Raw genomic sequence first — 12,931 nt, 5'->3', positions numbered from 1 at the left:
AATCAAGGCATAGTTATTGCTTAAAAGGAAAGCCCCATTAAGCTACAGATTAAATATGTGGCTATACTGACATAAAATTGGCGAAGGCTGAAATAATAACAACGAGAGACTGTCCGCAGACGCAACACGAAATGCTATGAGTGAAGATAAACTAGAACTACATCAAGATCTTATTAATACCCTCAAGGAAGACTTAGGCGATCCCAATTTTGATTTTATCTTCAAGCAAAAGACTGCCCAATTAAGTAAACCTGACCAATTCCTGCTAAAAATGGAGATGACACGTCTTTCTCAACCTGTTGCTAGGTTTATTGACTTGCGTGGTCAAGTATCTGGCGAAGTAAAACCGTACGAGCATGAAGGCAAACAACACTTTATGGATGACGTTGCGATAGGCGTTTTCGAGCGGGAAGTTGCACAGCATGGCGCGTATACAATGGCCGTATACGAAGCGGTTATGCATACTGAGAACAACTTTAAAGTGATGCAAAAACAAGCTCAGGAGCAAGTTGATGTTGAGCCTGAGGCGACATACGACCACGCTGCGCAATTAATTCGCTTTGCATCCTATGAAAGTAGAATTGAAGAACGCATGAACTACTCAATCAAAATCACAGTTGAGTTAAAAAGTGGCACAACGGTACCAGCAAGTACATCAGATATCTCTTTAAGTGGTGCAAAAATAAAACTATCCAAAAATTATACTGTTTATCCTCGCAACTTGCTGACGTTAAGATTAGTTGGTCTTGAGCAAGACTTTGAGCTAGGACTCAAAGAAGGCATCCAGTATGAAGTCGTCGCAATTGAAGAAACCAATAGTGACTATAATTATGTTCGGCTAAAACGCACATTTGTCGAAAATAACGTGGGATTTGATGAATTCCTTGAAAGCTTTATCCATGGCAATAAGCGGCGCTACAAAATAAACTTAGATAACACCATGGACGCGGTGGTATGCAAAGGTTACGAACAATACTACCTACCTAGGGTTAGTTCTTTATTTGTTTTTTTCAGCCGTATTAATAACCTGTTGTTACCCAGCATGGTACTTACCAATGAGAATAACGCTTTTATTCATTACTACTTTGAAGATGAAAGAAAAACCTCTTGTCTCTACAGTGTGTTCAATAACAAACGCCTACAAACGCTGTTAACACAAACAACCCCTGTTAAAGAGGCCTATTGTTATACCTTTACACACTCCAATGCTGGCAAGATTTATTTTTATTCCGCTTTTGACTATGAACTAGAGCAAAAACCAGATTTAAAAAGCCTATTCTTGGGCTTTGGCAGCGAAAAAGAAAGCTGGCGTGTGTTTAAGGTCCAACTTATGCCTAGTCATCATGAAGACGCATTTATTCCTTTGTCGCTGCCTAAGAGCGCCGGAAAGAACGTCGAGAAATTAAATAAGCGCCCTCCACCTCGTGCTCAGGGCTTGATTGAACCAGTACACCACCTTATGGTCTTAACGGAGATCACAACCCAAGAGCTTCGCACACATTGTAATAAGCTAGACTATTCACAGGAAAGTATTAACCGTCTCAAGGAGTTTGGTCACGGTAAAGCGAAAACTCCCCCACCAATTGAAAAGGTCGCTTTAGAATATGTAAATCTGCGAGCTCATAAGCGCTTCTTATATCGAACTGGGATCACGCTCAACTTAGCAGAGCAGCTATCTTATTCCGGAAACACGCGTGACTTTTCAGTAATGGGACTACAACTGGAACTGGAACAGCCCATTGATATCACAAAAGGCGATTTGGTAACGGTAGATTTACCTGACTTGCAGAAAATTACTAAGCAACATCAATTATCCGATTTGAAATATGAGGTTATGGCAGTCAGTAAATCTAAGACCATCATCAACCTCAAAGTGAAACAGTTTGCTAATGTCCCACACACTGCCATCGAATTCTTTACCGCGCTTATTGAAAATAACAAAGATAAATTACAACCCAGTGAAGAGGCTCCTAAAATCCCAGGATTATCCACAGCCCTAAGAAATATGGTAACCAAGAGTATTTGTCAGTTGCCGCTTTACTTGCATAAAAAGGCTTCTCACCTTGAAGTGGGCGCTGTTGGCCACGGATTATACCCTTCACCACTGCATGCTTTGCTATTACCGAAAATTGTTCAACAAAATAACCAAGAATTACTCTTCCCAAGTAGCTTGTTCCCCGCCAATTACATTGAAGATATTCTGTCTGAGAATTTAAGAACCAAATCGCGCCAAGACAAACCTTTGCGCTTTACCTTGTTTATTCACTACGATGGCAAAAAAGCTGACGAAGCCAATGGTGGGGTCAAATCCCAATGCATTCCTTTTGGAGAGCCTGTCGAACCGGTGTTCTTATTTGCGAAAAAAGCGCTTAAAAATGGCATTTTGTTTATCTGCCATTTGTACGTATCTAAAACTGGTAGACCAGACATGGATCACCTTTCAAACGAATTGCGCTATGTCAGCCACTATGCTCTACACAAAGCAAAAGGCTTAGAAGAAGCGCTTTGGTCTGTGGCAGGCGTATGTGATGTGGTTGATGTTACCGACGTTATACTCCCTGTTTTAGGGATAGACAATCACTTGATAGAACGTATGCAACAGAGAAAATCTGAGTGGCTTGGACAAATTCACTAACCACTCAGAATGCACTAACAGGTGTCGCCTAAATTAGCCTAACCCAGCAAAAAGCGTTAATGCGGCGACAATGAAAAGATAGAACAATACGTTACGCTTCACGAGGCGCATCATACATGCTGCCTCATAAGTACAGCCAAAGTACTGTTGTTCTATCTGCTCGGCCGCCAAAGCCGTTTCAGTGACGACTTTGCGGTTGCAAGTTTTAAAGTCTAACAAGTACTTCAACCAACTTCCCGTCCCCTTTGAGAAATTACCGATAATAAGATAGCCAAAACCCGCGAGCCTCGCAGGGAACCAATTTAAAGCGTGAAAAAAGACGCTCAAGCGTTGAGTATGTTTACCTAGCATCTTTACACATAACCGCTGATTTTCAGGTGGCTCATCATTAGTTTTATCTTTTAATAACTCAATCATGGTACGAGTAGTCGCATACAGCACGGCGCCTGGAGCACCTAGTACAACAAACCAAAACATCACAGCACAATAGTGGGTGAAATTAATCCAGGCGAGCGTTTGACCAAACGTTTCACCGTTAGGTTCTTCCTCCGTTCTGGTTTGTCCCATTTGAAAAGCGTATAGCGTTGCCGCTTCGTTATCTCCACGGGCCAATGCATTCAAGTACGCTTTGTATGACTTTCTATATTTAGCACAGCCAAAACACACCAGTAGCACGCACACATTTAAGGCGAGTTCCCAAATAACAAAATCTGAAAAGCTGTAAAGCAACGCAACCAGCAAAGCAGGCACAACCATCCAAACCATCACACCAATATCAGCTTTATCTAGCCAATTATTAGATATCTTCTGTTGAGACCACTTTTGATAATGCGTTAGGTAATAGTCAATTTGCCAGTATTCAGATCGGGCACCCAATCGCTCAATGATAAGTGCCACTAGTATTGAGATTAATATCATTATTCCTACTCGATTGTTGATTCTTGGTATAACGCGTCTAAGTAACGCTGCCATTCAAAAGCATCGCCAGGGTCGGTTTTACGCCCTGGTGCAATGTCACAATGACCGACAATACGCTCCGACGTAATGTTTGGATATTGCGCCAGTATAACCTGACTAACTCTCACTAATGCTTCATATTGCGCATCAGTGTAATATTCAGTGTCAGTGCCTTCCATTTCAATACCAATACTAAAATCATTACACCGCTCACGTCCCAAAAAATTAGACACCCCCGCATGCCATGCTCTCTTTGAAAAAGGGACGTATTGAATAATTTGCCCACATCTACGAATAAAACAATGTGCCGACACGCGTAAACCATTGAGAGATGAAAATGTCGGATGTGCTTGGCAGTCGATGCTACCCATGAATAAATCATCGACATAATTTGTACCAAATACGCCTGCTGGCAATGAAATATTATGGATAACAAGTAAATCCACATCATCTTCATGGGGGCGATCGTCGAAATGGGGTGACGACCTATGAACCGCAAATGGTAGCCATTGATATTGATTTTGCATAAAAAATTTTAATAGTCACTACACCTTACCTACCTTAACAAGATTTCATGCGAAGCACTATGGCAATTTTATGTCGCCAACTTCAGCCAACTGCACAAAGAAAATTGTTTCATTGCATTAATCAAAGTAGAATTTAACTTATAACCAATAATGATTGAATCTAGCTATGCAACCAGAACTTATCTCTCAACTCGTAAAACAAGCGCTTGACGAAGACTTAAACTACCAATCCGCTTCGGATGGAGACATCACAGCCGCATTAATACCGCAACAACAAACCGCCCATGCGTATGTCATCACCAGAGAGGATTGTGTGTTTTGCGGTAAAGATTTAATTGTTGAAGTGTTTCGTCAAGTGGACCCCAGTGTTGAGGTTACTGTATTGGCGAACGATGGAGATAAGCTCAGTGCTAATTCCCGTATTTTTGAAGCGAAGGGCTCTGCTCGTGCCATTCTTACAGCAGAAAGAACTGCACTGAACTTTGTACAGACTTTGTCCGGCACAGCAACAACCACGGCGCACTATGTGAAAGCGCTAGAAAATAGCCAGACGCAATTGCTCGATACACGAAAAACTATTCCGGGTTTAAGAGCTTTGCAAAAGTACGCAGTTGCTTGTGGTGGTGGTAAAAACCACCGTATAGGTCTGTTCGATGCATTCTTAATCAAGGAGAATCACATTGCTGCGTGTGGTGGAATTCAAAACGCCGTAGCACAAGCAAAAACCAACCATCCAGATAAGCCTGTAGAAGTTGAAGTCGAGAACCTAAATGAGCTACAACAGGCGTTAGATGCGGGTAGTGACATCATTATGTTGGATAATTTTACCGTTGAGGACATTCAAAACGCCGTTAAACTAACCTCAGGTAGAGCTAAACTCGAAGTGTCGGGTAATATGACTATAGAAATTTTGGAGCAATACGCACAGGCGGGAGTCGACTATATTTCTAGTGGAGCCCTAACCAAGCATGTACAAAGCATCGATTTATCGATGCGCTTTGAATAGTATATTTTTGGTTGTAATTAAATTGTAACTAAATGTACATTTAATACATTGACATTTATTTACAAACAAGATTTAATAAAAAAGAATTAAATTAATGATTTAGAATAATTCTTTTGACTGAAATCTAGTTAAAACTGTGAATATTTGTTAGCGCTGCTGAATTAGCAGTGATATCTCTAAAGTTGATTTGGTTTAATAAATCCCTGATGTAAGTGTTAACTAACATCGGGCTTAATATCCCCTAGGAGACACATCATGACGCAAAGACAACAGGGTGGTTTTACCCTTATTGAATTAATGATTGTGATTGCAATCATCGGTATCTTGGCAGCAGTAGCGCTTCCAGCTTACACAGATTACATCAACCGTGCGAAAACCTCTGAAATGCTAGCAGCTTCAAGCATGCCAAAAGCATGTGTTGAAGAAAGAGCACAGTTAGGTAGTGCGCCAACAAATTGTGCACAAGGCTTCAGCAAAACTGACCTTGTAACTACACTGACTATTGATGCGAAAGGCATGATGACGATCACTGGTCAAAATGACCTTAACGGTATCGTTATGACGCTTACTCCTAACAGCGCAGCAAACACAGCTGCGACGGCAACCAATTTCACTAACTCATTTGCTGTCCACTCGTGGACATGTGCTGCTACAGTTAATCAAAATCAAATTAACTGGCTACCAAGCACTTGTACAGCTACAGTTTCTGGTACACCATAAGATACTGTCAACACATAATAAAAGAAACTGGGTTCGGCCCAGTTTCTTTTTACGTGAATATACTCTATGGCTCTTTCTTCTAAAGACAGTACAAATAAAATAGATACTTTTGTTTGGGTTGGCGTTAGCGCACGAGGCAAACGTCTCGAGGGTGAAATGACAGGCACCAGTGTTGCTTTAGTCAAGGCTCAACTTCGTAAACAAGGTATTACCCCTTCTAAGGTTAAGCGCAAACCGAAGCCATTATTTGGCTTTAAAAGTGTGCAAAAAATTACGCCTAAAGATATTTCAATTGTCACCAGACAAATTGCTACCATGCTAACTGCTGGTGTTTCACTGGTTCAGTCTCTTGATATGATTGCATCAGGTGCAAAAAATAAAAGTGTCAGTAAGTTAATTGGTACTATCGCCGATGAAGTAAAAGCGGGCCAACCGCTGGCCAAAAGCCTACGTGCGCACCCTCGGTATTTCGATGAGCTGTATTGCGATTTAGTCGAGTCCGGAGAACAATCGGGTGCTTTGGATAGAATTTTTGACCGCGTTGCTTTGTATAAAGAAAAAGCGGAAGCGCTCAAATCAAAAATCAAAAAAGCGATGTTTTACCCTATCGCGGTTATCACTGTCGCATTGATTGTAACTTCCATCTTATTGATTTTCGTGGTGCCACAGTTTGAAGACATCTTCACAGGATTTGGTGCTGAACTTCCTGCTTTTACTCGCTTTGTAATCGGTATTTCTGAATTTATGCAAGAATATTGGTGGATCATGTTAATCGCCATTGGCGCTGGCATATACACCTACAAAGAGATGCTCATTAGAAATGAGTCTGTCAGGCACACAAATGATAGGCTTTTATTGCAGTTCCCCGTAATAGGCGAAATACTACGTAAAGCTGCAGTTGCAAGGTACGCACGTACACTTTCAACAACATTCGCCGCGGGCGTCCCCCTTGTTGATGCGCTCGAATCAGCCGCTGGGGCTTCTGGCAATATCATTTATAAAAACGCCATTTTAGATATTAAAGGCGAGGTCAGCTCAGGTAATCAGATGAACTGGGCAATGCGTAATTCGAAAATATTCCCTGATATGGTCGTGCAAATGGTGGCGATTGGCGAAGAGTCAGGTGCATTAGATAGCATGCTCGGCAAAGTCGCAAGCATTTATGAACAGGAAGTTGACGACGCTGTTGACGGGTTATCGACATTGCTAGAGCCAATTATCATGGCTGTTTTAGGTGTGCTAGTTGGTGGTTTAATCATCGCAATGTACTTGCCGATTTTCCAACTTGGCTCCGTCATTTAAACCTCAGTAAATAATAATAAGAGCACATATATGCAAGATGTTTGGCATTTAATGCAACAACAATCATGGTTTTTTCTTATGACCGTAGGGTTGGTAAGTCTGTGTATCGGCAGCTTTCTTAATGTTGTGATTTATCGGCTACCAAAAATGATGGAAACAGAGTGGCGCAATGAATGTAAGATAATACTGGGCAATGAAGATAATAAACAATCCAATGCTAAGCCAGCGTTTAACCTTGTAACACCTCGCTCTACATGTCCATCCTGTAACACCCAGATCAAAGCACAACATAACATTCCTGTTTTAAGCTGGTTATTACTCAAAGGCCGATGCGCATATTGTGATAGCTCAATATCCGCTCGCTATCCAAGCATTGAAATGCTCACTGCAGCGAGTTCACTTTGGGTTGCATGGCATTTCGACGCGACCCCACAAGCTTTGCTTTATATCGTACTCACTTGGGCGCTTATCGCGCTAATATTTATCGACATAGATAAAATGCTTTTGCCAGATCAGATTACGCAGCCTTTACTCTGGCTAGCGCTATTAGCAGCAGCTGCAGGACTTACCATTGCTCCTGTAGACGCCATTGTTGGTGCTGCTGCCGGATATATGAGCTTATGGAGTGTGTACTGGCTGTTTAAGCTACTAACCGGCAAAGAAGGCATGGGCTTTGGTGATTTTAAATTGCTGGCCATTTTTGGTGCGTTACTAGGTTGGCAGTCAATTATAACGATTGTTTTACTCTCTAGTTTGGTTGGCGCCATTATTGGTAGCATCCAACTTTCTATACAAGGTAAAGATAAAGCAACGCCTATCCCTTTTGGCCCTTATTTAGCAATTGCAGGCTGGCTGACATTATTTTATGGTACGGCATTAAAAGACTGGTATTTAAGCATATTAGGAGTGTAGATTTGTCGAACTGGATACTTGGCTTAACCGGTGGTATCGGTGCGGGAAAAACAGCCGCAACGACTTATTTTGAATCTCTCGGAATAGAAGTCGTAGATGCAGATATTGTGGCTAGAGAAGTCGTCCAACCTAATACGCCAGGTCTGAATGCCATTAAGGCACACTTCGGATCAGCAGTACTCAATCACGATGGCCAACTAAACCGAGCAAAACTCAGAGAAGTGATTTTTAGTGATGAATCCCAAAAAGATTGGCTCAATAAATTACTGCACCCATTAATTAGAGAACAAATAATAACGCAACTTGCCGAAGCAAAAAGCAGCTATAGTATTTTGTGTGCCCCTCTTCTATTTGAAAATGGTCTACAATCCTATTGCCAAAAAACTTTACTTATTGACGTGCCAGAGTCTGTTCAGATTATTCGAACTGCTAGCCGAGATAACGTCTCTCAAGAACAAGTAAAAAATATCATTGCAGCGCAAATGAGCCGGGAAGAAAAAAGCCAACTGGCGGACTATATTGTCAACAACGATAAAGAGTTGGCTGATGTACAAAGCGAATTGCTATCGCTCCATAAAATATTTTTACAAGCTGCCAAAAATTATTAAACCTATTATCTCTAAAATTAGGTATTATTTATTAGAACAATAAATAAAGTGTTCATGTAGGCAAAATTAAGCAGTTTGACTAATTATTTGCTACATTTGTGTAAGTTGTTGAAGTATTAAAGGACGTTATGGAACATCACTCTCCGTTACTGAGAAAATTCATTACCTTAGGTAGAATTACTCCTGATCAGATTAAGGCAAAACACACTGAAGCCACCACAACAGCAGAGTTGATCTGCCTGTGTAGCGGAATGAGTGGCCAAGAACTTGCTGAACAATGCCTCGATTTGTTCCGCGTTCCTTATTTTGATCTTAATGGCTTTGATGTTCAGCATGTACCCAAAAACCTCATTAAAGAAAAACTGATCAGGCAACACTATTTACTGCCATTAGTTAAAAAAGACCGCAAACTTTTCATTGCCACTTCCGATCCTACTGATTACGGTGCATTTGAGAACTTTGAATTTAGTACAGGACTGCAATGCGAAATTGTTGTTGTTGACCATAAGCTGCTTGAACAAAAAATCGATCAACTCTTTGATGATAGCTCGGGTCTTTCTTTAAGCGAAGATGAATTTAAAGAGTTTGCCAGTCTTGATGTTGAGGATGAACCTCAAACCCAGCAACAAGATGAAGAAAAAGATGATGCCCCAATCATTGTTTACATCAACAAAATATTGATGGATGCAATCAAAAAGGGTGCATCAGACTTACACTTTGAACCCTATGAAAAAAAATATCGTGTGCGTTTTCGTATTGACGGTATTTTACACGAGATGGCCAGTCCGCCTAATGCACTTGCTAGTCGTTTATCTGCACGTATCAAAGTCATGTCACACCTTGACATTGCAGAGAAGCGCAAGCCACAAGATGGTCGGATCAAACTTAAAATCTCTGAACGTAAAAGTATCGATTTTCGTGTCAGTACACTGCCGACGATTTGGGGCGAAAAAATCGTAATGCGTATTCTCGACTCCTCTGCAGCTAAGTTGGGGATCGATGTATTGGGTTATGAACCAGAACAAAAAGACCTTTACATGAATGCGCTTGCGCAACCGCAAGGAATGGTCCTAGTGACAGGCCCAACAGGCTCTGGTAAGACGGTTTCTTTGTATACTGGCCTAAATATCCTTAACCAACCAGAACGCAACATCAGCACCGCGGAAGATCCTGTTGAGATAAACCTTGAAGGTATTAACCAAGTACAGATCAACACCAAAGCAGATATGACTTTCGCAAACGCACTAAAAGCATTTTTGCGACAAGATCCGGATGTCGTCATGGTCGGTGAAATCCGAGATCTAGAAACTGCAGAAATATCAATTAAAGCAGCACAAACAGGTCACTTAGTACTCAGTACACTTCATACCAACTCTGCGCCTGAAACACTCACGCGACTGCTTAACATGGGTGTACCGGCTTATAATGTCGCCAGCTCTGTAAGCTTAATCATTGCCCAGCGTCTAGCAAGAAGACTATGCCCTAAGTGTAAAGAACCTGAAACCCTGCCAAAAGAAGAGCTGTTGCGTCAGGGCTTTAACGAAGAGCAAATAAAAGAGCTGACACTATTTGCACCTAAAGGCTGCGATCACTGCACTGATGGATACAAAGGGCGAGTAGGTGTTTATGAAGTGGTAAAAATTACCCCTGAGATTTCGCAGAAAATTATGGCTGGCGCGAACTCGCTAGAAATAGCCGAGCTGGCTGATAAGCTCGGATTCGACAACCTGCGTAAATCTGGTTTGAAAAAAGCAGCTTCAGGTGTCACTTCCCTTGCTGAAATAAACCGTGTAACCAATTTCTAAGCCGCATCACTTTACTGGTATAGTTTACTGCAAAGCAGTAAACTATAGGCAGTTTTGAAAGATGAGTATTTCGCCATGCCTACAGTTGTAAAATGTCCAACATGCCAAAAAGACGTGATTTGGTCTGCACAAAGTCCACATCGCCCCTTTTGTTCAAAGCGCTGTCAACTCATCGACCTTGGCGAGTGGTCAGAAGAGAACAATAAAATATCGACTCAAATTCAAAGCTCAGATTTGGCGCAACCAGACCCACAAGCCTTGATTGAAGACATCGAAGCTATGCTTGCCAAAAATGAAGACGACTTCTTCAAATAGCCCAACTAATCGCTAAGTTTCAAACTTTTTAGGGGTGTTGCGTAGCACCTTATATAACGCCTCTAAGCCATGATGCGCTTCCCAATCTGCGCTATATAAATAATAATCAACGCTGGGTAAGTGCTCTTCAATCTCAATAAAGTCAACCTGTTGCTGGTACTTACTGCGCATGGACTCAGGCACAATTGCAGCGCCTAGTCCTGCTGCGACCAAAGACAAGGTTGTAGACTTAGTTTTTACTTCTTGAACCACATTCATCTGCGCCTGTGCGTCATTAAAGACCTGTTCAATAGCTTCATGTAATTTCGGCTGAACCCGCTTCGGGTAATGAATAAAAGGCCGTCCATTCAAGAGCTGAATTGAGGCACTAGAGGCCGTTAACAGCCACTGTTTGGGACAGGCTAGTATGTACTTTTCACTTTTCAAATGTCGTAAAGTTAAGGGGGATAAATCGGGTGCATGGGCCCGTATAATGGCACCATGGAGTTGCTGTGCGTCACACAGTGAAATTAGCTCAGCACTAGTCCCCTCTTCAATAATAAGATCCAAATACGGCTGATGCGCCTGTAAAAGGGCCATTCCATCAGACATCAAAGCTTCAAAAGCAAGGCTAATACACCCTATTTTTAACGGCAACTCAGTGCCTTTTTTACTCGCACTTACACATTCACCTAGTTCGGCATGTGCAGCGAGAACCCGCTTTGCTTTTTCCACAAATAGCGTACCAAATACCGTTAAGGTCACAGTCCGTGTGGACCGCTCAAATAACGCCATCCCGAGATGGTTCTCAATTAAACGAATTTGTTGACTCAATGGAGGTTGAGACATATGTAATCGCAGTGCTGCCCGGCTAAAACTGAGTTCTTCAGCAACAGCAACCACGTAGTTCAACTTTTTTATATCTAGCCAATTTATATTCATTACATATAAATAAACAATTTTTAATATTTGTCCTTAAGTTAGGCCCATTGTAAGTTTAGTGCAAGCTAAATCAGCAGGAGAACAAGAATGAAATACCTGATCCTTACACTAATGCTCTTAACGAGCGGCCAGCTTTACGCAGAGATAGTTAAATACCCTTTTGAATCAAAGGCCCTCGCTAATAGCTTGATTGGTACCAAAACAACGCGAGACATTCACATTTATTTGCCAGATGACTATCATACTAGTAAAAAACGCTACCCTGTTTTGTACTTTCTTGGCGCGTACAGTTGGCCAATTCGATATAGCTCACACATAGAAAAAATGCTGGAGAACCATAAACGCAACGGCAATGCTATGGAGATGATCATTGTAATGCTGGAAGGTAATACACCACTGCGCGGCAGCTTTTACGTGAATTCAAAAGTCCATGGTAACTTCCGTGACTATGTACTCGACGAAGTTGTTCCTTGGGTAGACGCCACCTATCGTACAAAGGCGACAGCTAAGCACCGAGGCATAGCCGGATTCTCTATGGGGGGGACTGGCGCCCTCAGGTTTGCAGCAAAAAACCCTAATATATTCAGCCATGTATACGCACTTAGCCCTGGTGTGTTTGATGAAAAAGGCATGGCTAAATCGTACCTGACATCTGAGGCTGCCATTTCACGCTATCAAAAGTTCAAACAAAAACTAGCCACCAGCACCGACCCTAAGACAGTGATGAAAGAAGAATTTGCTTCTTTTCAAGCGCGAGAAATTTGGAATAATGGCCAAGACAATAGTTACAGCGCCTATCTGATGGCATACGCAGGTGCATTTGCAGGTACTGAACAACACCCCTTTGGCACTCACTTTACCCAAGACGCAACTCAAAAGCCTTTTTGGTTCCGTGGGTTTGGCGAACTTATCTCCCTTTACACAACACCTGAGATCATCGAACAGCTACACTCAATTCACATCGAAGTTGGGGACAAAGACGACTATATTTGGATAACTGAAGGGGTGTTAGCTCTGAAGCAAAAAGCACAACAACAGGCGCTTGCGATTTCATTCGAAGTTTTCCCAGGTGGCCACAGCGATAAAGCGCTGTCGAGACTCGAGCACCATATGCTGCCATTTTTTGCAAAGCATTTATAGACTTATCATCAAGTGGTATCAAAAAAATTAGATACCACTCCCCTTCCCTTGCGCGTAAGTGCAGCCTATAACGAAAGTTCGCA

At 41.9% G+C, this 12,931-nt stretch carries 12 protein-coding genes; 9 read left to right on the top strand and 3 right to left on the bottom strand.

Annotation, left to right across the window (positions count from 1 at the left end):
* Positions 1 to 136 precede the first annotated feature (136 nt).
* The gene (locus A7985_RS14110) at positions 137 to 2,635 is read left to right on the top strand and encodes a PilZ domain-containing protein (protein ID WP_065791120.1); all 2,499 of its coding nucleotides are present in this window, start codon (positions 137 to 139) and stop codon (positions 2,633 to 2,635) included.
* A 33-nt stretch (positions 2,636 to 2,668) separates the two neighbouring features.
* On the opposite strand, the gene ampE is transcribed toward A7985_RS14110, so the two are convergent.
* Positions 2,669 to 3,553, bottom strand: a complete 885-nt coding sequence (gene ampE / locus A7985_RS14105) for a beta-lactamase regulator AmpE (RefSeq protein ID WP_065791119.1) — start codon at positions 3,551 to 3,553, stop codon at positions 2,669 to 2,671.
* Between the two features lie 5 nt (positions 3,554 to 3,558).
* Positions 3,559 to 4,119, bottom strand: a complete 561-nt coding sequence (ampD, locus tag A7985_RS14100) for a 1,6-anhydro-N-acetylmuramyl-L-alanine amidase AmpD (protein ID WP_065791118.1) — start codon at positions 4,117 to 4,119, stop codon at positions 3,559 to 3,561.
* A gap of 166 nt (positions 4,120 to 4,285) precedes the next feature.
* Between ampD and nadC the strand changes: the two genes are divergently transcribed.
* The 7 genes from nadC to yacG all read left to right on the top strand — a co-directional run bounded on the left by nadC (position 4,286) and on the right by yacG (position 10,787).
* Positions 4,286 to 5,125: a carboxylating nicotinate-nucleotide diphosphorylase gene (nadC, locus tag A7985_RS14095; protein ID WP_065791117.1), complete on the top strand. Its 840-nt coding sequence runs from the start codon at positions 4,286 to 4,288 to the stop codon at positions 5,123 to 5,125.
* A 255-nt stretch (positions 5,126 to 5,380) separates the two neighbouring features.
* Entirely contained in the window at positions 5,381 to 5,845 is a 465-nt protein-coding gene (locus A7985_RS14090; RefSeq protein WP_065791116.1) for a pilin, read from the top strand.
* Positions 5,846 to 5,911: 66 nt separating this feature from the next.
* Positions 5,912 to 7,147 carry a type II secretion system F family protein gene (locus A7985_RS14085; protein ID WP_065791115.1) on the top strand — a complete coding sequence of 412 codons (1,236 nt, stop codon included), beginning with the start codon at positions 5,912 to 5,914 and terminating at the stop codon, positions 7,145 to 7,147.
* Between the two features lie 30 nt (positions 7,148 to 7,177).
* On the top strand, positions 7,178 to 8,059 hold the full coding sequence (locus tag A7985_RS14080) for a prepilin peptidase (protein ID WP_065791114.1): 882 nt from the start codon (positions 7,178 to 7,180) through the stop codon (positions 8,057 to 8,059).
* Between the two features lie 2 nt (positions 8,060 to 8,061).
* A complete protein-coding gene (gene coaE, locus A7985_RS14075; protein ID WP_081310579.1) occupies positions 8,062 to 8,667 on the top strand; it encodes a dephospho-CoA kinase in 606 nt (201 codons plus the stop codon).
* 128 nt (positions 8,668 to 8,795) lie between these two features.
* Positions 8,796 to 10,472 carry a type IV-A pilus assembly ATPase PilB gene (pilB, locus tag A7985_RS14070; protein WP_065791112.1) on the top strand — a complete coding sequence of 559 codons (1,677 nt, stop codon included), beginning with the start codon at positions 8,796 to 8,798 and terminating at the stop codon, positions 10,470 to 10,472.
* A gap of 75 nt (positions 10,473 to 10,547) precedes the next feature.
* On the top strand, positions 10,548 to 10,787 hold the full coding sequence (gene yacG / locus A7985_RS14065; RefSeq protein ID WP_065791111.1) for a DNA gyrase inhibitor YacG: 240 nt from the start codon (positions 10,548 to 10,550) through the stop codon (positions 10,785 to 10,787).
* A gap of 12 nt (positions 10,788 to 10,799) precedes the next feature.
* Here the strand turns inward: yacG and A7985_RS14060 are convergent, their stop codons facing one another.
* Positions 10,800 to 11,708, bottom strand: coding sequence for a LysR family transcriptional regulator (locus A7985_RS14060; protein ID WP_065791110.1), 909 nt, complete (start codon positions 11,706 to 11,708; stop codon positions 10,800 to 10,802).
* 87 nt (positions 11,709 to 11,795) lie between these two features.
* Here A7985_RS14060 and A7985_RS14055 point away from each other — a divergent pair, with 87 nt between their 5' ends.
* Complete coding sequence (locus A7985_RS14055) at positions 11,796 to 12,848, top strand: alpha/beta hydrolase (RefSeq protein ID WP_065791109.1); 1,053 nt, start codon at positions 11,796 to 11,798, stop codon at positions 12,846 to 12,848.
* The last annotated feature ends 83 nt before the right edge of the window (positions 12,849 to 12,931 follow it).

Origin of the sequence: Pseudoalteromonas luteoviolacea (assembly GCF_001696455.1) — a bacterium.
Taxonomy (GTDB): Bacteria; Pseudomonadota; Gammaproteobacteria; order Enterobacterales; family Alteromonadaceae; genus Pseudoalteromonas; species Pseudoalteromonas luteoviolacea_C.
The sequence above is the reverse complement of the archived record's forward strand: the minus strand, read 5'-3'. Positions and strand labels throughout refer to the sequence as shown.